Raw genomic sequence first — 24,255 nt, 5'->3', positions numbered from 1 at the left:
TATCAACCGTATCCTGCACTTTTTCTTTGTTGATCGTCGTCAGGTCAGGCGGTTCGGGCAGGTTGTCCTCGCTGGCGGCCACGCTCTGGGCATACGCCCAGATATCGGCCAGTTGCTTCTTCATTTTCTCTTTGTTGGTGGCAATGGCCTTTTTCCAGACAAAGGTGTATTTATTAGCATTCGCTTCGATTTTGGTGCCATCGGTAAAAACCTCTTCAATGCTCAAATAACCTTCCTGGGCTAGCAAACTGACCACTTGCTCGAAAATCGTCCGGAACGTATCCTTCAAACGCACGCCTCGAAAACGGTTGATCGTGTTATGGTCGGGGAAGCTCATTGAGCTCAGATACATAAAGTAAATGCTCTCCTTACAAGCCGCTTCCAGCTTCCTGCTAGAATAGATGTTGCTCATATAGCCAAATACGAGCACTTTTAAGAGCATTTGGGGATGATAACTTGCAGGACCGGTGAGGTAGTAGGCAGCATTGAGCGGCTCTAAATTAATCTTATTGATCACATCGTCTACCACACGCACAACATGCCCCTTGGGGATCAATTCTTCTAGACTGGGAGGGAGCAGCATCAACTGCTGCTGGTGATAGGGCTTAAAATTAGGCTGGCGGCGACCCATTTTTTTCTGAATTGCTTATACCTAAAGATAATCAATTCAGAAAAACTTTACAACCGATAAAAACGAAAAAAGACTGCCTCTTTTGAGACAGCCTCTTTTGCGTTTTTGGGCTACACCAAAATATTCAAAAATTCCCAATAAAATTGTAGCGATTCGTGGAAGTAAGATTACTCCAAAAAAACTTCCACGATTAGGTAGTTAACTAGCTGGTTAGCAAGATGTTCACCCCGTGAACATCTTGCGTTTCAATGGTAACAATTCGATTTTTGTTCATCTTAAACATTATGTACTATGTTAGAAACAAGCTTCGGGTTGATTTTCTTTTTTGAAAAGACCCAATCCAGAATTAGCAGACGGAATGCGCTATGTGTACTGCCGTGTCACCATCAATGGCATCCCAAAGGACATCTCCACCAAACGTATCTGGCACCCGTCCAAGTGGAGTGTAGGTGCTGGTCGGGCGACCGGTAACAAGGAGGATACTAAAACTTTAAATGCCTACCTCGATACGCTTACCTCGAAGATTTACTAAGCAAAGCGATCATTGATTGAGGCAAACAAAGAGGTCACCTCAGAAGCTATCAAGAATATTCTTTTGGGCAGAACGGAAAGCGGGAAAACTATTCTGCCCATTTTTCGAGAGAACAATAATCAGATTGCTGCTTTGATCGGAGCTGATTTTGCACCAGGCACATTGGAGCGGTATGAGACTTGCCTGAAACACACTCGTGACTTTATTAAGTGGAAGTACCAGGCAGAAGATTTCGAAATCAAGAAACTTGACTACGAATTCATATCGCAGTATGAATATGCCCAAGAAATCGATGACTGGTCTGCTTTGTTGCTAGCCGAGGTTGAAGAACACTTTGACCGCATTAAGGCCGGTGTCGATCAATCCGTAGACACAATTGACAAAGCAGCAGCTGCAATCAAAAGCAATCAACGACCAGTTCATTTTTCTGACAGAAAGCAAGCTTTCTATTACGGCTTGGCGCAGAGTCTTCCATGGTCTGTTGTTGCGATAATTTGCTCGATTTTATTTTCTTGGCTAATCTCAACAGACGAAGAGTATCGAGAGCGTCTCAGGATTATTGAGGCTTACGGAAATGCACCAGCCTATCGTCTTCTAATGCAGAATGGCGAGATTGTGGAGGATGAGCGCGGTAATTTTTTAAAGCTTCGACCTCAGAGGAAGAAAGGGGATGTGTTGATCGGTCAGGAATACATTTTAGACAAAAAGAGCAAGGAAATGCTAATACCACTTGGGCGGAAGTAACGCCCCGGCAAGTCTGAAATCAAGCTTCGAACATTTTCAAACAAAGACAAACAAACTCAAACATTTTCGGGAACCACGGTGGTTTTTCCACAGCCAGCTATCGCCGGTACGTATGTGAATCTACTCACGGAAAATATCAACGAAGAGCCCTATGGCTGGTTATGGACACATCGACGTTGGAAAAGATAAACGACACGAATTGAACAGCTGAACCCTGCAATTCAACCGAATAAAGCATTTCCCCATATTGTTATGTTAAATCTGATTCAATAATCGACAGTCTTTAACTTCGTTTTGCACCGCTGAATCAAGATTGCCACTCCTAGCATCAATTGCAAAACTGATTTAAGATACTGTGCTTTAATCCGTGTAGACTGACAAAGTTTGATTTAAGGTGCTTTTATTTAAATTAACTGTACCATTTTGGCCAATTCGATTCAGATATCCAACAAAAAAGGAGATAGCTTATATTTGATTTTAACCACCGAATAATTTGTCAACCTAAACCGGTTATATATAGATTTGGAAGTCTTGTTTTAAAGCATGACAGACTTGGAATACGTTTATTGCAGATGTAAGTGACAGAGATTGTTGAATAAGAGCAGAGTCTATCAAAATTGTCGTTTTGATAAACCTTTTACCTTCGTGTTTTCTCTATTTTACTTCGGCTAAATATTTATGCACAAAACTAATCGCCATAGAACCCTCCCCTACGGCTGAGGCCACGCGATTCATAGCACCGGCTCTTACATCACCAGCGGCAAAGATTCCGGGGCTACTTGTTTCTAGCAGGTAAGGATCGCGTTTTTGTTTCCAGATCTTTGAATAGTCTTTATGAACCTTAAGGTCGCGGCCGGTTTGTAAAAAACCTTTTTCATCTTTTATGATGTCAAGTTCGATCCAATCAGTGAATGGCTTTGCGCCAATAAAAATGTAAAGGGCATCTGCCAGGTGATTGCTCACTTTCTGAGTATCGAAAGACCGGATATCCAAGCTATCCAACTTGTCCGAACCATGAGCAGCTGCAATCTCTACTCTTGGTAAAACATGTATATTGCTTTCTGCCCCGATCTGATTGATAAGGTATGCAGACATGGTTTCCGTCAAGTCATCTTTGCGGATGAGAATGTAAACGTTCCCAGCGAATTTTGACAAGTGCATGGCGGCTTGCCCGGCAGAGTTGCCTCCGCCAACAATATAAACATCTTTGCCTTTGCACGCGGTAGCCTCCGTCATGGCCGCGCCGTAGTATATCCCGGCCCCTGTGAAATCTGCAATCCCGGCAGTCTCCAGTTTGCGGTAATCAACTCCGGTAGTAATGATCACGCTGCGCGTAATGACATCTTCGGCATTGTCGAGCGTGATCCTTTTATATCCATCTTTATGTTCTATAGACCGTACTGACTGCGGCGAAAGGAACTGCGTTCCCAGACGGGTTGCCTGAGTCATGGCACGGCGTGTCAATTCGGCACCACTCAATCCGGTAGGGAAGCCCAAGTAATTTTCGATTCGCGAACTGGTACCCGCTTGCCCACCAGGCGCACGGCGCTCTATCAGCAACGTCTTCAATCCCTCGGATGCACCGTAAACACCTGCCGCCAGACCTGCCGGTCCCGCACCGATAATCACCACATCATAAACATCGTGACGTTCGTGCTGCGGGTTTAAACCGATCATGCCCGCAAGCTCCACCAAGCTTGGTTTGGTCAGGTATCTGCCGTCTTCTAGAAACACCACCGGCAAGTCTGACTCAGTCAAGCCATTATTAGCCAATAGTTTAATGCCGTCTTTATCTACCTTTATATCTAGCCATTGATAAGGAACCAGATTGCCTGCCAGAAAATCCTTGAGCTCATGAGATCTTTGAGAGTATGGATAACCGATAACTTTGATTCCTTTGAAAACGGGGTGATAATCGCATTGCCAATCATGCAGCAGATCGTCGATCACCGGAAATAGCTTTTCCTCAGGCGGGTCCCAGGGCTTAACCAGATAATAATCCAATTTTACTTCATTGATAGCCTTAATTGCGGAATCTTTATCGGAGTATGCGGTCAGCAACGCCCGTTTTGCTTCTGGAAAATACTGCATTGCCTTGACCAGGAAATCAACGCCCTGCATCTCGGGCATACGCTGGTCCGACAGCAGCAAAGCAACGACATCACCCCTATTGTTTATTTCCTGCAAGCTATTCAACCCCTCCTCCACAATCGTAGTACTCAATATCCGGTAGCGGTCCCGGTAACGGCTTTTCAGGTCGCGGGTAATGGCTCGTAATACCTGAGCGTCGTCATCTATACAAAATATGATTGGTAAACTCATAATATTATTAAAGTGTAAGGGTAAATTTCAGGCTTATAGCTTGTTATCCATGGATGGGAAACTCCACAATAAAATCTGTTTGCCCCGGTTTGGAATTGACCTTGACGGCTCCTTTATGCTGTTTAATGATCCGCACCACCACATCCAAGCCCAGGCCGGTCCCTTTTCCGATCTGTTTGGTGGTAAAGAAAGGGTCAAATATTCGGGTTTTAACTTCATCAGGTATGCCTGGCCCGTTATCCGAGATAGTTACACGTACGCAATCCTTGGCGCGGGCGGTAGTGAGGGTCAATTGACCATTTTGTTTGTTCTCCATGGCATCCAGGGCATTATCCAGCAGGTTAGTCCATACCTGGTTCAATTCACCGATCAGTACATTTACCTCTGGTAGACTAGTATCATAATTCTCGATGACCTGAATATTGCCATTTCGTATCTTGTGCTGTAACATGGTCACCGTGTTGCGGATACCGGTATGGATATCTGCATATTGTTTCCCGTGACCCTGATCCATATGGGTAAAGGTCTTTACAGCACCTACCAGTTCGGATATGCGGCCGGAAGCCTCATGAATATCCACCATTATTTTTTCTGTGACGAGATTGCTGTTGATCCAGTTGAAGACTGGTGAAATCGCATTGGCCGGGATATGAACTATAATATCATCCATTTCTTCGATGCTAAAACCAAAATCGACCAGGTTTTCGGCCATATCGGCCGCGACATACACTTCGTTCTTATCCAGCCAGTCCAGCATGTCATCTTCCAAAGATGATCTCTCCATCATGCTCAGTACCCGTTTTTCCGATCTTGACCTTGCGCCGAACAACTTATTGCTTAGGAAGCCTATTGCTGCGTCATCTAGCCGAAGCGACATGACCTGTGCAAGAGTTTCCGGCACAAGTTTTAGATGCGTCATTAAGGAAACAGATCCCCGTACGACGGCCGCAGCCGGGTTGTTAAGTTCGTGGGCCAAGCCCGCCGACAACTTGCCCAAGGCCATCATCTTTTCGTTATGCTGTTCGAAGGCGGTTGATTCCTTAATGCGGTTGGCCATCACATGGACTAGGGCCTGTGTCAGCGCGAATTGCGAGCGAATCATCTCATCTAACTGGTCAAGTGGCAACAGTAGGTAGGACAAGTCCTCTACTACTTCGGCAACGACACTGGCCACCTTGCCCCGGGAGAACGGCAGATACCCTCCGATCGCGCCGACTTCGAGCACGCCAGCCTCTTGCAATTCTTGGCCACGCGGCACGCTCAGCATCAACTTCCCTGACGTGATCACAAAAGGCCCAGGCATCGGTTCTCCTTGCCTGAATAAACTTGAACCCGCCGACAATTCAAGGACGGCCCCTCGATTAATGAACCATTGGAGCTGATCATCAGGCACATCTTTTAGGCTCTCAATGGCTCTTAACCATTCAACAGTCACATTTTTCATGGCAAAACAGGATATTAAAGCAGAGCTGACTTAACACTTAATCAAATAGGATTCCACCGGCATGACCTTTCACGACTCCTCGTTTCTCAGCAAGAAGGGGGACAGCGTGATAATTGTTCGCCTAGCAGATATGGTTGAACTTATGCGCCTGGTAATCAAACTTTCCACGGCGCTAATCTTTGTTTATCATAATCAATTTTACCGTATCGGCCGTTGAAATAATCCCGGTAAGCGTTGGCGATATCCAGTTTAGAATTCATTACAAAAGGCCCCTCGGCAAAGATGGGTTCCTGATAAGTCTCGCCACCGAACAATAAAATATCAATGGCCTCTGTATTCGTATTTTCAATTTCTATGCTACCTTCATTTCTGTCAAATTCCACAAAATCGCCGGCATTGAACTTCTCATTATTGATGATGCCTAGCCGCTCAGGTAGAAAAGCCGCTACTTCAAGTTTATCGGCAATATCGATGTCGAACACAGCACCTGGTTCTAAATGAATATGAAACAGAAACTGCTTCGAATAACTTGGTATCACTGAATTAATATCCTCAAATGAACCGACTATCACTTTGATAGATCCCTTGCCATTCGGAAGTTTTTTGTAGGGCACCTTGTTAATAGCAGGCTAACATCCTACTGTAAATAATAAGTTGATCACTATGCGAATTCAGTCGTTCGCTTTATTTCTATTTTGCCTGATCAGTGGAATTACTTTCGTGCCGATCAGTTCAGTAGAGCGTAAAAGTTGCTGGTGGCTAAGTCCGGCATTGTCCATTTGGAATGTAAAACGATCCACGCCGCCCAGGGCTTCGCTGTGTCGCAGCAATTTCTTTGCGACGGTTTCAGGCCCACCCAAAACAATTACTCCTTTAGGAGCCGTTTGACTGTCGAACGATTGCCTGGTTACCGGTGGCCACCCGCGTTCACGCCCAAATTTTGTCCATATCTCAGCGTACCCCGGGTAATAATCGGCGATAGCCGACCGGTCGTCCTCTCCGACGTAACCGGGTGAGTGAAGCCCAACCTTAAGTTGCTCCGCCCTGTAACCAGCCTCAACACCAGATTTCCTGTAAAGATCGACCAATGGCCTGAAGCGCTCGGTCTCCCCTCCTATGATTGCGACCATCAATGGAAGCCCAAGCATACCAGCACGAACGAAGGATTGAGGCGTTCCGCCCACACCTACCCAGACGGGTAGTTTTTCCTGTACCGGACGTGGGTATACGGGTTGATCTTTTAATTCCGGCCTGAACTTTCCAGACCAGGTGACAAATTCCTCATCACGTATTTGCAATAAGAGTTTGAGTTTTTCTTTGAACAAGGCATCATAGTCGTTCATCTTATAGCCGAATAAGGGATAGGCCTCAACAGCAGAACCACGGCCGACTACCATCTCAGCCCGGCCTTTCGAAATAATATCCAGTGTTGCAAAGCTTTGAAATAACCGGACCGGGTCTGAAGTACTAAGCACGCTCACTGCACTCGTCAGCCGAATCTTTGTCGTTCTGGCCGCTGCTGCGGCTAAAATAACCGCCGTTGCAGAGTCCAGAAACTCCTTCTTATGATGCTCACCAATCCCGAAAACATCAAGGCCCGCCGCGTCGGCTGCAACAATTCTATCGAGCAGTTGCTCCATAGCTTCTACACTGCCTAGTTCATTTCTGCCATACATTGCTGAGGCAAAGCTATCAATGCCTATTTCCATATTTTCCTTAATCGAGTGTTGCTTTGAAGTATAATAAAGCCTTCTTGTTCGAAGGCTCTATTATCAGTTATTTTATTTACCGGATGTGTCAAATCCAAATTGAATACCTGCCGAGCCTCCGGTTTCTATGATCAATTTCACGAAACCCTGTTGGGTTTCTGTCCTGCTCCAGTCTCTTTGTAATTCACAGAAGAGTTGAACCGCTGTAATCGATACACCGCCGGCATTTTCTACACGTCTGATTGCAGCATCATGCGCTACTTTCGATGTTCCGCCAACAGCATCCACGATCATATACACTTCATAACCTTCTCTCAAAGCATCTAATGCCGGGAAAGCCAGACAAACCTCTGTCCACAACGCGGTCATGATAAGTTTTTTTCGGCCTGTAGCTTTAACAGCCTCTAAAAATTCTTTGTCTTCCCAGGCGTTGACAGTAGTTCTGTCGATCGAAGGAATACCTTCCAGGTGTTTTCTTAATTGTGGGATGATCTCCTGATTAAGCCCTGTTTCTACATTAACCGTAGAGGAAATGATGGGCATACCGTATAATTTAGCAGCCTCTACTGACCCAATGATATTATTGACTAATAATTGTTTATCCATAGAAGCTATGGAATTAACCTGTGGCGGTTGATAGTCTATAACAATCAGTGCTGCATTTTCTGCTGTAAGCAGGTGATCCGTTTCTCTGTCACGAATTGGTAAGCTACTCATAAATTTAATTTTTAAATGAATTAATAATGCAGAATGGGTTGCCAACAATCACGGTCCTTCAACATAGGCTTCAATGGTTGCTTGTCATATTCGACCCAATTGCCTTTCATGTTCTCTGTTTAGAGTTGACGAATACAAAGTTCAGCAACGTGAATTGTACTGGAAGACGATATTTGCCTGAAAAAATAGTAGACAAATATCTATGTTCTTTCGAATTGCCTCCGCCCGAAGAATATTAACAGAACAGATAATTCTTTTTATGCCATTTTTAACATTCAGACAATCAGCATATTACAATTTCAAATCTGGGCTTTATTGGACATGATGCTTATTTAGTTCTATCTTTACTGCAACAAATATTGGGCATGTTACCATTGTTTGATATTTAAATTTCAGGCAGTAACCATATGTACGAGGCTTTTTTCGAGTATTTGAAAAAATATAGCGCTGACCCTCTTTCAGATCAGGAGAAGATCTTACTTAAGCAGGAATTGATTCCATCCAAATTAAGAAAAAGACAATTTCTGCTGCAAGCGGGTGACCTGTCCAAATCTTATGCGTTTATCATTACAGGTTCGATGCGAATGTTTAAGGTCGATGATAAAGGTGCGGAGCACATGGTGCGATTAGGAGTCGAAGGCTGGTGGATGGGAGACCGGGAAAGCGCTGCGATGGGTACCCCAAGCCGATACTATATCGATGCCTGGGACAATACAGAAGTACTTCTAATCAACAGGGAATCCATTAATGAACTCATTAAAACAGTTCCTGCATTTTGTGAAATGATGCGCTTGCTTGATGAGCGTAATATCATTGCTAACAATAGAAGACTGACCTCCTCAATCAGCGATTCTGTAGAAAAACGTTATGACGAATTTGTTAGCCTATATCCTGAACTGCTGAACCGTTTCCCACAGCATATCATTGCTTCCTATCTCGGTGTCAATAAGGATACGCTCAGCCGCGTCAGACGGCAGCGAGCTCAAAAATGATCTTTGGTGCCTGAATATCCTATATTATAGATATTTGTCTATGGTTTTTTACGACAAATATCGTCTTCCAATTCTATTCTCATTGCAGAACTTTGTAGCTACAATTTGCAGCAAAGGGTCACGTCCCAAATTCTTTGGGGTTTTTGATACCTGCTTTAAGTCACGCTCATTCTTTATAGGGAAATTAATGGAAGCAATAGAATATTCAAACAGGGAAATCACGATCATCTGGCAACCAAAAATTTGTATCCATTCAGGTGTTTGCGTCAGGACATTGCCTCAGGTATACGATCCCCAGGGACGTCCTTGGATAAAATTGGAAAATGCGACAACACAACAATTGGTCGACCAGATTGCCAAATGCCCTTCAGGCGCATTAAGTATCAAAGAGAAGGGAATTAAAAAAAAGGCGGAAGGCGGTATCTCATATCCAGGTCTATACTGAATTTTAAGGCAGGGGTTTCACAAAATTGTTGCTTGAAAAGTTGGTGAGCTATGCCAGGGAGAACGGCCTGAAGATCATTCCACTTTGTCATTTTGATCCTGAAAGGGAACATCAGCATCGAAACACAAATGACGAGCTGACCTAAGTAGGATACCAGCTCAGGCATAGCACAGAAAGGTTTTTTATCTCATTGACATTCTGCAGGTCAGCAGTATAAGTCACTGCGTAATGAAAAAATCACGCTGCAAAAAAGACATCTCACAAGCTGTTAAATTTTTGATAATATGCATGAGAATTTACTTTTAGTACTGGGACTTCTTTTTGTCGTGATGTTGCTGGTCATGCTGGCTAACAAGATCCGCATCGCCTACCCGATCTTCTTGGTGCTGGCTGGTCTTGGTATTGGTTTTATTCCAGGCATGCCGGTGGTAAAAATAAACCCCGAGCTTATCTTTCTTATTTTTTTACCACCCCTGCTGTATGAAGCGGCCTGGTACACATCATGGAAAGACTTTAAGAAATGGTCAGCCAGCATTGCTTTACTGGCATTTGGCCTGGTCTTTCTGACCTCGTTCGTAGTTGCTTTTGCTGCCACTTCCTACATTCCGGGATTTACACTGAGCTTGGGGTTCTTACTGGGCGGGATAATCTCACCGCCAGATGCGGTTGCTGCGACCACCGTATTGAAAGGGCTCAAAGTGCCCCGTCGTACGATCACGATACTGGAAGGGGAAAGCCTAGTGAATGATGCTTCCTCGCTGATCGTGTTCAGGTTTGCCCTTGCGGCAATACTGACCGGTACTTTTTCTATAAACCAGGCGTCCAGTCAGTTTTTCCTTGTGGCAGGAATGGGCATTGTTGTCGGTCTAGCCGGCGCACATATTATGTATGCAGTCCACCGGTTCCTGCCGACCAGTTCTGCCATAGATGCAACATTGACGTTGATGACGCCATACCTTCTTTTTCTTTCGGCAGAACATTTTCATTTCTCGGGGGTAATGGCCGTAGTAAGCGGCGGACTATTCATGTCTTTCCGAGCCCACGAGATCTTTACAACCGGCGAAACGCGGATGAACATGAAAGCAGTATGGCACACCCTGATCTTTGTCATGAACGCGCTCGTATTTATCCTCATTGGGCTTGAACTGCCCGAAATAGTTGGTGGCCTTGATAATATATCTATTTATCAGGCGGTCAAATATGGACTTTTGATTAGTTTGGTAACGATTATTTTGCGGTTAGTGTGGGCATACGCTTTGGCCGACCTTCCCTGGTGGGTCAATAAAAGGATGAAAAACGTTCCCAGATCCGGCTGGAAAAATCGCTTGATCATTGGCTGGGCAGGCATGCGCGGTGTCGTTTCGCTTGCTACCGCGTTGTCTATTCCGCTCTTGATGAGTGACGGAACGGAATTTCCCCATCGCAGCCTCATCATCTTCATCACCTTCGTGGTTATTTTCTCGACCCTCGTCTATCAGGGATTGACCTTGCCGTTTATCGTTAAGCTGCTCGGGATAGCTGAACTTGACCCTGTTCTACCGGAAAATGAACAACAGGCGGCCATCAGGCTCCGTCTGGATACTGTCGCATTCCAGCGGCTAAACGCCCGCCACATTACAGCAGGTAGCAACAGTCTGGTAAAAGCCTATGCTGAAAAGCTTAAACATGAGATCGAGGGCCATCAGAAATTCCTCGTTTCTGTCGAGGCCTGCATAAACCGGGCATCGGAAAGGCAAGAATTCCAGCAGGTCATTGCAGATATCCATGAACTGCAGCGTAAGGAGCTATTTAAAATGAAGAAAGAAAAGACGTACACCGACGAGGCGATCAGGAAAGCAGAACACCTCCTGGACATCAGCGACCTGAAAATAGCTGAAACAACATTATAGCAGTCGCCTACTTTGAAAACATCACCGATACCATGTCCAAAGGATGGCCAGCTCATATTCTTCATCAAAGAATCTACATAAATAGTCGAGTGGAAAGCCTTGGTCACTCCTAACAGATCGTTGTTGGTAGGAATGCTGAAATGATCGTTATCCGCGTGCGTTACAACGACGGCGTCTAAGCGCGGAACATTTTTTGGCTTGATTGGGGAATTCAATCAAAATTGGCATATCGAAGCCTAGCAATAATGGATCGACCATCAGATTGGTACCCCTGCTGTTGATCAGAAATCCTGCCATACCCAGCCAGCGGAGTGTTGTGGAACCTGACTCCCCGAATGCTTCTTTTCCAAAATGCTGTGTCCTGGGCGGTGGCCGCAGAGATGACAGCAGCTATGTACCGTTTGTGGCGACGTGCAAGAAAAACGGCGTTGATGAATAAGACCGGGCTGCCGACGCTGCGGCTGAAAATGTCTTTGAAAGAATCCAATCACACAAGCATAAAGGTCTTTTCCAACTACTTCCAGTTAACGGGATCAATTTCCGGAATCGGCACGCTTAACATACCTGCCGGAATGCCAAACTACATACACGCGGTTTGTCGGATCGATACCAGGTAAGTACAATTCCCTAATAGAGACAAAAGCTGTTCTCCTTCGTACAACGCCCGTATTCACCACGTTTTGAGGTGCAGCACCTTTTCGTATATTTACTTCCAAACCCTCAAAATGAGACGAGTACATAAGAGTTGGTGGCAAGTGTAACAGAGGGCAATAACATAACAACATATAAACACAATGCAGGACGTACTCTTCGACTTTATAGCGAAATACATTTCTCTGACAGAAGATGAAAAGAACGCTATAGCTTCTTTGGACCTATTCCGTTCTGTTAAGAAAGGGACTACGTACTCCAAGAAGGACAGAAATCGCAGGATTGTTATTTTGTATTAAAAGGATGCATACGGAAGTATTACATCATAGACGGGGAAGAAAAATCGACAGCTTTCTACACAGAAATGGACGCGTTCCGCAACACCAATTAGCAAGCTATTTAGGTATCAAACCCCAGTCATTAAGCAGACTGAGAGCAAGAATCCTTGAAAAAAAGAGCTAAGACTTATTTCTTAACTTAAGTGAACGATCCATAGTCGCTCGCCGATCTACTTTTGCAGCATCGTCTAACATAAAGGGGAATGTAATGCAAAAGAAAATTTTATGGATTGTACTTGCCTTCGTTTTGGCAGACAGTTTACAGGTGGATGCGCAAAATGCAAAAAAGGATAGCACATATAAAAAATGGTTTGCCGGGAGTACATTCTTGCTGTTTGGAAATTTTTCCAAAGTAAATAATCCTGAGTTTGTACAAGTAAATGTCGGATATAGGATAACACCTAAAAATGTTATTTCCTTTGAATTTAAAAGGTCCATTTATTCCTGGCCGTTAGGTATTCCCTGGGGACCATCATTTGATGCTCCGGGACTAAACTATCCCGGACATGCCCGCATACTTGCACCTACGTTAGCATATCAGCATTTTTGGTGGAAAGGGATCTACACATCCACCAGAATCATTTAAAGTAGTAGAAAATAAATGGCCCAACTACTTTCCGTTTGAACCCGGGCTTCATTTTGGATTCAACTTTTAGCATTCTTGCAGAGCAATAAGCCACAATATAGTAAGTGAAATCCGAGCAAAAAGACAACTTCATTTCTTAAATTAAGTGAACGATTTTAAGGCTATTACAGTCTACTTTCGCATTATCTTCTAACATAAAAGAAAGGCAAAAAAATTGACAATGGTTTTCAGATTTTCAATACGTACCGAATTGGTTATCACATCAAACTTTTTAAGGACAGATTTTTTATTCAACCATCAATTGCAGTTACGCATCGTGCATATCACACAAGAATGCCTGATGGATTTAGAAAGTTAGGCGATAAATGGTCCAAATTCATCTTCGGAGAACCAGGATTTCATTTTGGCTTTAACTTTTAGCTGCATTTTATGAATTCACTTTTGCCGTGCTCGGTGCGCGCAGCGGCTGCTGGATATAAGAAAGTCACACAACAGTCGAAAGCAGCTATGTGTAAATTAGTTAGATCGTCGTTCGCCCAAACCTAATGTGGACATCAACTCACGAGCCGCTACCGACCCGGCGCGATTTGCTCCTATTGTGGACGCAGACGGACCATATCCAGGTAAATGGATGCGGGGTTCTTTCGCAACCATAGTTGCCAACCGGCCGGACATAATAATGCCGCCAGCTTCTTCCCGGGGTAAAACGGATTGCAAATGCTCTAGCGCCCCTCGGAAGCCGGTGTTCCATAGAATGACATCGGCCTTTTCCTCCCTGCCATCTTCCCATTTAACACCGTTACGAGTGATCTCGCTGAACATAGGAAAACGGTTGAGTACACCTCTCCGTTTCATGTCTACGACTTCCGGCGAAAGAGGGAGGCCGGTAACGGAAACAACAGATGAAGGCTGCAGACCTTTTCTCACCCTGTCTTCCACTACTGCCACGGCATTATGCCCTGCTACATCATCAAAAGGACCTTCTCTAAAAACGGGGGCACGGCGGGTAACCCAGGTAGTGGTGGTCACTTTTGAAACCTGGTCGAGTAATTGGATGGCAGATATACCAGCGCCTACCACAACTACATGCTTTCCCTTGAAGTAATCGGCAGTTTTAAAATCTTTTGTATGCAGCTGTTCGCCCGTGAAGAGATCAGCTCCGGGGTAGGCCGGAATGTAAGGGTTTTCCCAGGTACCGGTGGCGTTAATGATTCCCATTGCAGAAAATAGTCTTTCCGACGAATCGATATAGAACCGATCGTTACGGAGATAAACATTTTTCACTTTCACTGGACGATAGACGCGAATGCCGAATTTTTGCTCGTAAAGCTCGTAGTAATGGGGCACGGCAATGCTGGCTTGTACGGTCGCAGTAGTTTGATCGAGGGTTTCCTCGAAAGACATTCCGGGTAGGTCATGGATTCTATTTACAGTACTCAACGTAAGCGATGGCCAACGATATTGCCATGCACCACCCGCTGATGGGGCGGCGTCGAGTACGATGAAATCAGGCCCTATAGCCAACCCCAGCTTCTTTAAATGATAAGCTGCGGAGAGGCCGGCTTGGCCGGCACCAATGACTATGATCTTTGTCTTATATCGAATTTTATCTGACATCTAAAACATTTTTTTCTGCGCCGTTCTAATTATAATCAACTAACACGAATGAACGAAACTTTGATTTTGCATTTAACATACATACCTAAAAAGCGGCCGACAGAATACCACTGATCAACAACCACTTAACTCATATATCTTTAAATCAACCAGCATCTGGTTCGACGTTTGTTCCGTTGCGGGTACGAAAGCCCTTCAATGCAAGTTGAGGGGCTTTTTTGTGTTTGGGGGGGGGAAGGCCAAATTTTGTATCTTAACAAAAAATTAGCCCCCCACACACGAATCAAAACATCCCTCGCTCATCTCCCCGATCACAAACAAGAAGAATTACTTTTCATTACCGAAATCATCATTGAAAATGTACACGCCGAAATGGTCATTCTTTTCGGCAGCCACGCGCGTGGCGACTGGGTGGAGGATTATCAGCAGCATACTGAGTATGTAAGCGACTACGATATTCTGGTGATTACCAAAGACAGAAAATCAGCCAAAGCCGACGAAAAGTGGTGGAACCTGGAAAAAAGGGTGATGAGTATTAGCGGGCAAACAAACGTCAGCATGATCCATCACGGGATTGGCTTTGTAAATCATGCGATCGAACAAAATCAATATTTTTTTGTCGATATTTTAAAAGAAGGAATTATGCTTTTTGACTCGGAGAAATTCAAATTATCAGAGCCGAAAGCCATGAATGCTGAACAAAGACAGGCAAAAGCAGAAAAACTGTTTGAGGCTTGGTTTGATTCTGCAAATAACTTTTTTGAAAATTTTGAATTCAATTTTAATAAAGGAGAAATCAAGCATTGGCAAGAGCGAGCTTTGATGTACCCCGCATAATCCGCTTCAAATTTCTATTATTTTTCAACCAGATCGCAATCCGTAACCAGGCCGTCGGAGGTCAGATGGACAAGTATATAGGTCTCCGGCAGATTGGACTTCAATTGGTAAGTTACTATTTCGCTTACATCGCTTTCATGGCGTTGAATTCCCCGGCCTGCGACGTTTTCTGAATGAATAAAGGTTAATGATTTCAGAGCTTCCGGCTCCCGCATTCCTCCTGCAAAATCGCGTTTGGCTCCCAAAGTAAGGCCTGATGCTTCTTCTAATACTTTACCACCTTTTCCATAGCCTGCAAAGCCGCCAAGATTTTGGGTGTGCGTGACGGATCCGGTCGGGATTGGTTTGATGGGCATCGGCAAGCGGCCCGATACGTGGTACTTTTCGCTCATACTTTTGATCATTGTCTTGAAGCGTAAAGCCAGTCGCATTTTCAGTAGCGTCGGTATTGAAGATCACAGAAACATTGCGGTCCGTCGATGTAAACGTATTATTAGCGACGGGCACAAATTCTTCATCAACAAAACCATCTTCCAAGGTAAAGAGTCGCTGATTTTCAGCCTGCAAAGTGACAATTCGATTATTAAATAATTCATACCGGCCTTCGAAAGCCTTTAAAGTTTTGAAAGCCACATCCACCGCGGTCGATTTAGTCTTTACAGGAAATCCGTCCCAGTGGTAATAGTCAGCGATAAAATCAACAATCCTGCCCATCATATGCGAGTTATCATTCGCATTGATCATGATCACGACGCCTTGTCCTTTGTCCACACTAGCAGTAAGTAACGCGTCAAAACCCTCGTCGCGCCCATTGTGACCGAAGCGGAGCGTAGTACTATCCCCCTGCAAAAAAACACCAAGTCCATCCCTGTTTTTCTGATCTGTCAACATCTGGCGGGTCATGGATTGGGATATTACACTTCCAAATTTTCCAGCATAAGCATTCTGAACACCAATCGCGAACCGGGCCAGACCGGACGGCGTAGTCCACAATCCCGCTGCTGCCATCTCAGGATAAATGTGCCAGCGACCTTCCACTAAACTTCGATTGTTGTAGTGACCGGTTGCTGTCAATTTTGCCAGTTCCGGAGGTAAAGGTTGCTGGTAGGTACTATTTGTCATACCCAATGGCGATAGCACCTTATTTTTCATAAATTCAGGAAAATCACCGCCAGTCACATCCACCATCAGTTGTTGCATAACGGTATACCCGCCACCTGAATACCTCCAACGGGAGCCGGGAACAAAGTCTACGCGAACCGGTGGTGTATTGGCCGGGTCTGTCCCATCCAGAATTTGAACGACCGAAAGAATCTTCGTGCCCACCGCGTATCCCGGGAATCCGTGCACTGTAAGACCGGTGGTATGACTGACTATCCCGCGCAGGGTAACCTTTTTGTCTCGAACGTGAGACTGTATAACCTCGACTATCTGTCCAGATCCATAGCAAATTCCTGACGTCTTTTAGACAAACGATATATCATTAATGATCCTTTTTATTTAAGGCAGTAATAGCACTGCCATCATACCGATACACTCCACTTAAAGTGCCAAACCAGATGCTTCCATCGCTCGCTTCTGCGATACCAAAAATCAAATTTTTATAATCTTCGTATTCCGACATTACATCGGTTACAGTAGGCTTTTGGTTAGACAATGTCTGCGCGTCGAAACGGGAAAGTGCCCATTTGTCGCTTCCGTTATACGGAGGTTGCGAACTGGTCCAGATATTGCCTTTTTTGTCTTCGTAGACATACCCGGTAGGTTGTTGTGAAAAATTGGTAAATGTATTGCCATTAATGCGCCAAAGGCCGTCTTCTGTGCTTGCCAGCCAGACGTTACCTTTCGTATCCTTAATTATCTTACGAACATTCAAAAAAGTTTCACCATGATTGGTGACGACGGTAAACTTTTTCCCGTCAAAAGTGAAAGTCTTGCCCCTTGTGCCAAACCAAAATTTCCCCGTATTGTCTTCAACAATTGAATTAACATCATTATCATAAGGGTCAAAACGCGACAATCCTTCGTTCATCTTAAATGTCGTAAAGGATTTTCCTTTTGCCCCTAGCGTATCGGACCTTTGAGCGGCCGAATCGGACCGCCGAGCGGGATCGTAGCGGCTTGCTCCGGCTTTTGTCCCAAACCAGATGTTGCCGGTCTTATCTTCATAAATATCAAGAACCTGATTACTGGCGAGCCCATCCTCCATTGTGAAATGCCGGAGAGTTTCCCCACCTGCCCGTCCGGGTTCGTAATAATACACTCCGGAGCCAGTGGTCGAAAACCAGAAGTTTCCTTTTTTATCTTCTAATACATCAAAAAAACGAGCTGAACTTACTTTGCTCGTAATGTTCGTGAACGACTTTCCTACTGCCCGTGTGGGATCGTGCCGAAAAATACCATCAAACGCTGCAACCCACATATTGCCCTTACTATCTTTTATAATATTACGGGCGATTGTCTTAGGCACATCAGAGATAATCAATTCTTTCGTTTCCGACTTAGTCTCTTTTGGCAGGCCTTGTCCCTCACAAAAAGTGGATAGAATCAACACAAATAACGCTGTAATGTGCACGGATTTGGTCATTTTCATTTACAAGTAAATTGTTTTAATTTAACATATCCGAATGTAGGCATCCGCGTTACTGCACCGTGTAAATCAATTGTAAAAAGAAATGTAAATGCGTGTAAATTCTGCTTTAACTGGCTTTTTCACTAACCGGTTGGTGGTGAAATCAGGCATTACCGCGGTGATGCTTGCTATGTTTTTTAGCACCTCGTCTTTCGTAGAACATTCCGGCCGTGACTTACGGGCGAAGGAAGTGAACCTCATGATCCGTCAAACTGGTCATCGGCTGCTGCTGCAGGCAGGTGACTCAACCTCACGCGTATTACCGGTTACCGAGATTAAAGAAGGCACGTTTCTGCTTAGGTTCGAAAATGAATTTGTTTTTAATCACGACTCGCTCGTGGTGTTGTCACAGGACTTACTTCCCAAAACACAGTTCCCATCCGGTTACACCGTTACAGTACATGATTGCCTGAAAGGCGACATCGTCTATGGTTTCCAGGTGAATAATACATCGTCGAACATCCTCGCTTGCAGTGGCAGAAGTCAGCCTGCAGGTTGTTATACAATCGAATTCGCCTTTCCGGATTTTTATGAGAATATAAAGTGGAACAAAGCTGACATCGACCAGCCGACTGGATCAGTTAAAGTGGAGGCTCGGGTGACCAATCCAAAACTTGAAGAATTAGAAACGGCAACCGTCGACTCTCACATCGGCCAACGGGCTAAGCAGCTCAAATCCGTTGAAACGGGCCCTACGGAAGTCAGTCCCAAACTTGAAGAATTAAAAACGACAACCTTTGACTATCCATTAATTAATGTTTATGGCGGCGTTCTTGCATTGCTGGGTGCCACCTTGTTGATTGGTTATTTTAGGAAAAATTTAAAACCGGTGCCCGGGCAAAATCAACACCAAGCTGTCATAAAAGAGCCGGTTCCGGAATTGGCTGCGCTCGGAAGTTTTTTATTTAACGTGAAGGGTCAGCGCTTGCTTTTGGGAAGCGAGGCGATTAGTCTCACAGACAAAGAATGCAAGGTTCTGGAACTGCTCCACAAAAATTTCGGTGAACTGATCTCCCGAGAAACGCTGATGCAGGAAGTCTGGATCAATGAAGGGGTGTTCACCAGTCGCAGTCTGGACATGTTTGTGTCCAAACTGCGAAAGAAATTAAGCTCTGATCCTGAGCTAAGAATAACGAATGTTCATGGGAAGGGATACAAGCTTGAAATAGCTGAAAGACAGATTATTTAAATCATGTGTCTTATACTCTACATTATTTTTAGGGTATCTAGTTGTGCAACAGCCACGCTTTTTTTTTGAGAAGAAGATTGTCGCAGCCGTCTATATCGGTGCATACAAAACCGCTTGCATGTGTGTGACTATATCTCCTTGCGCCCAGGGGAGACGGCATGAAAATGCCCATCCATATTTTAAAAATTACAATTTAATAACCTTGAACAGCTTCATAGACACCTCCTGTGTCACGACCTCGCCTCCGAGGAGTTTTAGTCACCATTACGATACATTAATAAAATTATCAACCAAAATAGTAGTCACATTCTTAGATACTTATATCTGACAACTTTTTCAAATCGATTAGCATCCGGTTCGACATTTGTTCCGTTGCAGGTACGAAAGCCCTTCAACGCAAGTCGAAGGGCTTTTTTGCTTCATTGTTATGAACTACATGGGCGCTTTTTATTCCATGTTGATCATTTTCATGATGCTTTTTCATCACTTGACCAAGTTAAATTAATTGAGTTCTGATCATAAAGGAATCTCATACCAGGGATGTTGGATCGTGGAGGGAATCATATCTTTCATTGAGAGATCCCATCCCGATGAATGAGTTTAACTATCTCAATTTGGTATAAACCGCGCTATTTCTGTTTTTCTATTGCATCGAGCAGTTTTTGGAATGGCACTGTAAACTTTTCAATCCCTTCATCTTCCAACTGTTTTGTTACTGCACCCATATCGATACCGGCCTCTGTAATCCTTTCCAGTACACTGGTTGCAGATCCCAGATCATCTTCCAGACGGCTTGCCGGATCTCCATGATCACGATATGCCTCCAATGTTTCGAGCGGGATAGTATTAACCGTATCTGGTCCTATCAATGCTTCGACATACCTGGTGTCTTTGAAAGCCGGATTTTTATTGCTGGTACTCGCCCACAATAACCGCTGGGGTACCGCGCCTTTGTCAGCCAGCTTTTTCCAGCGTTCCGTGTTGAATACGCGTTTGTAAATCTGATAAGCAAGTTTGGCAGACGCAATCGCTACTTCACCTTTCAGTTCACCGAGTCCCTTTCCGTCCAGAAACGGATCGACCAGAATATCGATGCGACTCAGAAAGAAACTCGCCACAGAAGAAACACGATCAACCGGAAGGCCTTTTGCCGCTCTTTCTTCCAATCCACTGATGTAAGCCTCAGCTACTGCTTCATAACGTTCAAGACCAAAGAGCAAGGTGACATTAATGTTAATACCTTCGCTAATCGCTGTCTGGATCGCAATAAGGCCGGACTCGGTTCCCGGGATCTTGATCATCACATTTTCTTTATCAACAGCTTTCCACAGCTCCCGCGCCTGCTCAATGGTCGCCTGTGTATCATTCGCTAAAAATGGCGAGACTTCCAGGCTTACATATCCGTCGGCACCAACAACATCTCCTTCATTATAAACGGGCGCTAACAGATCGCAAGCTTGTTTGATGTCTTTAACGGCAATCTGAAAAAAGATTTGCTCATTGGTCTGATCTCCCTTTGAGAGCTCGGCGATGTCTGCATTGTAATCAGAGCTGCTGCTGATCGCCTTTTCAAAAATCGCAGGGTTGGAAGTAACTCCCCTAACGCCATCTTCTTCAATCAGCTTTTTTAGCGCTCCTGAAGAAATTACTTTGCGATCTATGAAATCCAGCCAGATACTTTGGCCAAAATCGTGTATTTGTTTTACCTTGTTTGTCATCACATTCGTGTTTAGTATATAAATAAAAGGACGTAATTACTGCTGGTCGGTGCTGGCAGATCCTATGCGTAGCACAACCCACAATGCTGCAAGTAATGAGGGCATTTCAGCGAGGCTCTTCATATTAAGAAATTGTGTTTTTACCATGATCCGGATGTATACCGGGATAATTATGGGACAACATTAAAAGTTGGGGTTGCCCTTGCCCAATGGGAAATATAGCTGGGTATTGTCAAGGATGCGCGGATTCAGGCGTTATCACCATAAAATACAAGCGCGCGTGGTGGTATGGTCAACCGAATAGATTTTCCGTTACGGTCTTCAACATTCAATTCGTTCGGGACCGACCCGACGCCGTACAAGAGGTTCATTCTGGATCCCGAATCGTACAGGTCGTTATCAATGGTTACATATACAACCGCCTGATTTTGATGGTGGAGGTTAATAGCACACAAAATTTCTTTTCCCTCAAAAATCCGCGAACAGGCAATTACATGCAAAAAGTGAACAGAATCTCGATCTGGTTTGCAAAAAACAATCCCGTCCTCGGAGATCGGTCTCCAATAGTGGCTACCCAACTGCATGATCGGGTGCGCTTCAATAAAAGCCTGCAATCCTTCCATTAAAGAGGGAGTTTCCTGATATTCCCTCCAAAACCCATCAAGGGCAGTTTGTTCGTGCGTAGGTGCCGCCGCTTTAGTATATCGGATTATTTCCATGCAGTTATCATTTCATTATTGACAAGTTGATCCTGGGTCGTCAGGTTTGTATTTTCCACTCCTAACACGCTGTTGTCCAACAGCTGACTGAACTTCCGCCCTGTCGCGATAAGTACTGCCCCCAGATATCTCAGCCGGATTAGATCCTGATATTTGACCGGTTCTTCATTTTTTGCTACGTCGGTCTTTGGCTTGTACACTACGTAAACCTTCACTTTTCTGTATTCCAGAGAATCCCCAGGAAGCTGAACATAAGACACAATTCTGTTACGATACACGGGCTCCCAATCGACCACATAGGCGTCTTCCGGCAAACGCTCAATCATTTCGTTCTGCGAGAACGCCTGGACACAAAAGCCCCCAAGTATTCCAACAGTGTGTATAGCTAATCTCCATATTTTCATAAGAGTGATTACAATTTGTTGATTCTCAAATATTTGTATTAACTAAATACGTGCCAGAAAATAACAGTGAATTAGTCGAACAGTTTGGTACATAGAAGGAAAGTCCAGACTGATGCTGAGCTAAGCCTTAAATGTATCCCCTATGTTTACTTTAAATCGTCAAGCATTTGGTCGAACATTTGTTCGGCTCTGGGTACAAATAGCCCTCAGGAGGTGTACTGCACTTCAATATGCTTTAAATAAAAGAACGCCTGAAATCCAAAGGCGATACACTGGTTTTGAGCTTGAAAAGTTTGCTAAAGGACTGGGGATGTTCGAACCCTAGTTCATACGCTATTTCGCTTATAGAAGCATCGCTCGTCGATAACTGTTCCTTAGCCTTTTCAATCAGATGGTTGTGAATGTGCTGTTGTGCATTTTGCCCGGTCATTGATCGCAGCATGTCACTTAAATAACTCGCACTGACGTTTAACTGCTCCGACAGAAATTGGACCGTTGGAAGCCCCTGCTTTTTGGCTGGTGGTGACTGAAAGTAGGCATGTAAAATGTCTTCTACCTTTTGAAGGAGATCGCTGCTTACCGCCTTACGGGTAATGAATTGCCGACTGTAAAACCGGTTGGCATAATTCAGCAGCAATTCGATCTGAGATATAACAACGTCCTGGCTAAAATTATCAATTCTGCCTGTTAATTCTTCTTCAATACTTTCAAAAACAGAAATGATCGTTGTTTTTTCTCTTTCCGATAAGTGCAGCGCTTCATGGATAGAATAGGAAAAAAATCCGTACGCTTTGATCTTCCTGGCGATTTCGTAACCCAGTAAAAAATCGGGGTGGAAAAGTAAGGTATAACCGGATTGATCACTGAGCGGTGCGTGGCCTCCCGTGATCTGATTAGGCGAAACAAAAAACATTCCCCCTTCGTCGAAATCGTAGTAATGCTGCCCATATTTGAACTTCCCCCGGAAGTTCGTCTTGTAGGAGATCTTATAAAAATTTAGAATATGGGGACTGGGAAGTCTTTCCAGCGGAATGGTCCCATCAGCATTGTTGATTAAACTTACCAATGGATGCATAGGTGCCGGAATGTCCAGCGCCTTATGCAGCCTTGATAAGGAATCGAATCTATGGTTAGACATTTCATCCTTCATAGTAATGTCTGTTTTATAATTGACTTTCGATGCTGCCTAATGCACCCTGTACGCCGTTAAGGGCTTTCTTGGCGTCTTCCCAACTTGGATCATTCGGATCGAATGTACTCCGAACATACGCAAGAATGCTCTCACATACAAAGGCAACACGCTCCGGATTTTCATCACTAGTTTCAAGGGCATCATACCCTGATATGCCACCGAAAATGTGTTCGGCGCCAAACACGGTCAGCAGGTCCTTCGGGCCGGGGCTTTGATAATAAGCGTCCGCACGCCAATTGTCCAAATCAGAGAACATGAGGTTTTTGTCTTTGTCTCCATTCACAATGAGTGCCGGCAAAGTCATAGTGGCGAAATTGGAAGCTGCCATTACAGGATAATGATGTCTGGCTGCACCGTTCAATCCTTCGGGACCGCCCGGTAAGCCAATCATTACAAGGGCCTTTATCCGTGGTTCTGTTAAATTTACTATTTTACCTGTTGCGGGATCCGTCACTTCCATACCAGCCAGCATAGCAACGGTATGACCACCTAAAGAATGGCCAATGGCAGCAACCTTTGCTTTATCAACTCTTCCCGTTAACCCTGGTACCGTGGAAATAATTTCGTCCAAATGGTCCAGGATAAATGTCATGTCCGCTGGCCGTGAACTCCAAAACAACGGTGCTTCCAGAAGGGTTGCGGGAAGTGCGAGTGCTTTGGAATTTTGATGAGTAGGCTGGATGACTACAAATCCTTGTGCCGCAAAAAAATCGGCAAGGGGGCCATATCCTCTGTACGACGAAAGAAAATTGGAAGCGCCATGCCCATGCGAAAGAAGAATGACAGGCAGGTTGTTTCCGCTGGCAGGAGCAGAAACTTTTATTGCAAGGTCTACGTGACGGCCGTGAACTGGTAATATAACCGGGCTAAAGCTCATGATGGGTGTTTGTGACTGTTTCATGTTGTTATTGAATTTGAATTTTGAGATATGCAAAGTTCATCAGCCT

General features: G+C 44.6%; 23 protein-coding genes and 2 pseudogenes. 10 read left to right on the top strand and 15 right to left on the bottom strand.

The annotated features are described in order from the left end of the window. Positions 1 to 631: transposase (locus G395_RS0116690; RefSeq protein ID WP_026631097.1), on the bottom strand; the 631-nt coding region annotated here is incomplete at its 3' end. 358 nt (positions 632 to 989) lie between these two features. Between G395_RS0116690 and G395_RS32770 the strand changes: the two genes are divergently transcribed. Then, entirely contained in the window at positions 990 to 1,163 is a 174-nt protein-coding gene (locus G395_RS32770) for an Arm DNA-binding domain-containing protein (protein WP_229204198.1), read from the top strand. A 12-nt stretch (positions 1,164 to 1,175) separates the two neighbouring features. After that, entirely contained in the window at positions 1,176 to 1,907 is a 732-nt protein-coding gene (locus G395_RS32765; protein WP_229204193.1) for a hypothetical protein, read from the top strand. 654 nt (positions 1,908 to 2,561) lie between these two features. Here G395_RS32765 and G395_RS0116680 read toward each other — a convergent pair. From G395_RS0116680 to G395_RS0116660, 5 genes are all read right to left on the bottom strand, one after another. Beyond that, a complete protein-coding gene (locus G395_RS0116680) occupies positions 2,562 to 4,229 on the bottom strand; it encodes an NAD(P)/FAD-dependent oxidoreductase (protein WP_026631095.1) in 1,668 nt (555 codons plus the stop codon). Between the two features lie 43 nt (positions 4,230 to 4,272). Continuing rightward, positions 4,273 to 5,673, bottom strand: a complete 1,401-nt coding sequence (locus G395_RS0116675; RefSeq protein ID WP_026631094.1) for an ATP-binding protein — start codon at positions 5,671 to 5,673, stop codon at positions 4,273 to 4,275. A 155-nt stretch (positions 5,674 to 5,828) separates the two neighbouring features. Beyond that, positions 5,829 to 6,287 (bottom strand): pirin-like C-terminal cupin domain-containing protein, encoded by a 459-nt coding sequence (locus tag G395_RS29610; RefSeq protein WP_211237782.1) that lies wholly within the window; start codon positions 6,285 to 6,287, stop codon positions 5,829 to 5,831. 57 nt (positions 6,288 to 6,344) lie between these two features. Next, a complete protein-coding gene (locus tag G395_RS0116665) occupies positions 6,345 to 7,382 on the bottom strand; it encodes an Atu2307/SP_0267 family LLM class monooxygenase (protein ID WP_026631093.1) in 1,038 nt (345 codons plus the stop codon). Positions 7,383 to 7,454: 72 nt separating this feature from the next. Further along, the gene (locus G395_RS0116660) at positions 7,455 to 8,099 is read right to left on the bottom strand and encodes a hydrolase (RefSeq protein WP_026631092.1); all 645 of its coding nucleotides are present in this window, start codon (positions 8,097 to 8,099) and stop codon (positions 7,455 to 7,457) included. Between the two features lie 407 nt (positions 8,100 to 8,506). Between G395_RS0116660 and G395_RS0116655 the strand changes: the two genes are divergently transcribed. The 6 genes and pseudogenes from G395_RS0116655 to G395_RS32755 form a co-directional block, all read left to right on the top strand. Beyond that, complete coding sequence (locus tag G395_RS0116655) at positions 8,507 to 9,091, top strand: Crp/Fnr family transcriptional regulator (protein WP_026631091.1); 585 nt, start codon at positions 8,507 to 8,509, stop codon at positions 9,089 to 9,091. A 187-nt stretch (positions 9,092 to 9,278) separates the two neighbouring features. Continuing rightward, positions 9,279 to 9,536 (top strand): (4Fe-4S)-binding protein, encoded by a 258-nt coding sequence (locus G395_RS0116650; RefSeq protein ID WP_026631090.1) that lies wholly within the window; start codon positions 9,279 to 9,281, stop codon positions 9,534 to 9,536. Positions 9,537 to 9,820: 284 nt separating this feature from the next. Continuing rightward, positions 9,821 to 11,425 (top strand): Na+/H+ antiporter, encoded by a 1,605-nt coding sequence (locus tag G395_RS0116645; protein ID WP_026631089.1) that lies wholly within the window; start codon positions 9,821 to 9,823, stop codon positions 11,423 to 11,425. A gap of 794 nt (positions 11,426 to 12,219) precedes the next feature. Then, a pseudogene (locus tag G395_RS32760) lies at positions 12,220 to 12,538 on the top strand (hypothetical protein). A gap of 84 nt (positions 12,539 to 12,622) precedes the next feature. Continuing rightward, positions 12,623 to 13,000: a hypothetical protein gene (locus tag G395_RS29605; RefSeq protein WP_310588891.1), complete on the top strand. Its 378-nt coding sequence runs from the start codon at positions 12,623 to 12,625 to the stop codon at positions 12,998 to 13,000. Positions 13,001 to 13,201: 201 nt separating this feature from the next. Then, positions 13,202 to 13,420, top strand: a pseudogene (locus tag G395_RS32755) (hypothetical protein); the annotation flags it as partial. A gap of 96 nt (positions 13,421 to 13,516) precedes the next feature. Here G395_RS32755 and G395_RS0116625 read toward each other — a convergent pair. Further along, positions 13,517 to 14,617 carry an NAD(P)-binding domain-containing protein gene (locus tag G395_RS0116625; RefSeq protein ID WP_026631086.1) on the bottom strand — a complete coding sequence of 367 codons (1,101 nt, stop codon included), beginning with the start codon at positions 14,615 to 14,617 and terminating at the stop codon, positions 13,517 to 13,519. A gap of 198 nt (positions 14,618 to 14,815) precedes the next feature. Between G395_RS0116625 and G395_RS0116620 the strand changes: the two genes are divergently transcribed. Then, positions 14,816 to 15,454, top strand: coding sequence for a nucleotidyltransferase domain-containing protein (locus tag G395_RS0116620; RefSeq protein WP_026631085.1), 639 nt, complete (start codon positions 14,816 to 14,818; stop codon positions 15,452 to 15,454). Positions 15,455 to 15,471: 17 nt separating this feature from the next. Here the strand turns inward: G395_RS0116620 and G395_RS0116615 are convergent, their stop codons facing one another. The 3 genes from G395_RS0116615 to G395_RS0116605 form a co-directional block, all read right to left on the bottom strand. Next, positions 15,472 to 15,810: a hypothetical protein gene (locus G395_RS0116615; RefSeq protein WP_169720049.1), complete on the bottom strand. Its 339-nt coding sequence runs from the start codon at positions 15,808 to 15,810 to the stop codon at positions 15,472 to 15,474. Beyond that, on the bottom strand, positions 15,728 to 16,873 hold the full coding sequence (locus G395_RS31190) for a serine hydrolase domain-containing protein (RefSeq protein WP_262485396.1): 1,146 nt from the start codon (positions 16,871 to 16,873) through the stop codon (positions 15,728 to 15,730). Before G395_RS31190 ends, G395_RS0116615 begins: the two co-directional genes overlap by 83 nt. Positions 16,874 to 16,937: 64 nt before the next feature. Further along, on the bottom strand, positions 16,938 to 18,047 hold the full coding sequence (locus G395_RS0116605) for a ligand-binding sensor domain-containing protein (protein ID WP_084439673.1): 1,110 nt from the start codon (positions 18,045 to 18,047) through the stop codon (positions 16,938 to 16,940). Between the two features lie 88 nt (positions 18,048 to 18,135). Between G395_RS0116605 and G395_RS31185 the strand changes: the two genes are divergently transcribed. Beyond that, entirely contained in the window at positions 18,136 to 19,275 is a 1,140-nt protein-coding gene (locus tag G395_RS31185; protein WP_051350206.1) for a winged helix-turn-helix domain-containing protein, read from the top strand. 629 nt (positions 19,276 to 19,904) lie between these two features. On the opposite strand, the gene tal is transcribed toward G395_RS31185, so the two are convergent. The 5 genes from tal to G395_RS0116575 form a co-directional block, all read right to left on the bottom strand. Continuing rightward, on the bottom strand, positions 19,905 to 20,993 hold the full coding sequence (gene tal / locus G395_RS0116595; protein WP_026631082.1) for a transaldolase: 1,089 nt from the start codon (positions 20,991 to 20,993) through the stop codon (positions 19,905 to 19,907). A 248-nt stretch (positions 20,994 to 21,241) separates the two neighbouring features. After that, a complete protein-coding gene (locus G395_RS0116590) occupies positions 21,242 to 21,712 on the bottom strand; it encodes a hypothetical protein (RefSeq protein ID WP_026631081.1) in 471 nt (156 codons plus the stop codon). After that, a complete protein-coding gene (locus tag G395_RS0116585; protein ID WP_169720048.1) occupies positions 21,703 to 22,038 on the bottom strand; it encodes a hypothetical protein in 336 nt (111 codons plus the stop codon). The genes G395_RS0116590 and G395_RS0116585 overlap by 10 nt, the downstream gene beginning before the upstream one ends. Positions 22,039 to 22,351: 313 nt before the next feature. Then, the gene (locus tag G395_RS0116580) at positions 22,352 to 23,254 is read right to left on the bottom strand and encodes a helix-turn-helix domain-containing protein (RefSeq protein ID WP_229204192.1); all 903 of its coding nucleotides are present in this window, start codon (positions 23,252 to 23,254) and stop codon (positions 22,352 to 22,354) included. Between the two features lie 25 nt (positions 23,255 to 23,279). After that, a complete protein-coding gene (locus G395_RS0116575; protein WP_026631078.1) occupies positions 23,280 to 24,209 on the bottom strand; it encodes an alpha/beta hydrolase family protein in 930 nt (309 codons plus the stop codon). Between the last annotated feature and the right edge of the window lie 46 nt (positions 24,210 to 24,255).

The organism is Dyadobacter alkalitolerans DSM 23607 (assembly GCF_000428845.1).
GTDB classification, from domain to species: domain Bacteria; phylum Bacteroidota; class Bacteroidia; order Cytophagales; family Spirosomataceae; genus Dyadobacter; species Dyadobacter alkalitolerans.
Note: the sequence above shows the minus strand (reverse complement) of the source record. Positions and strands in the feature narration are given on the sequence as shown.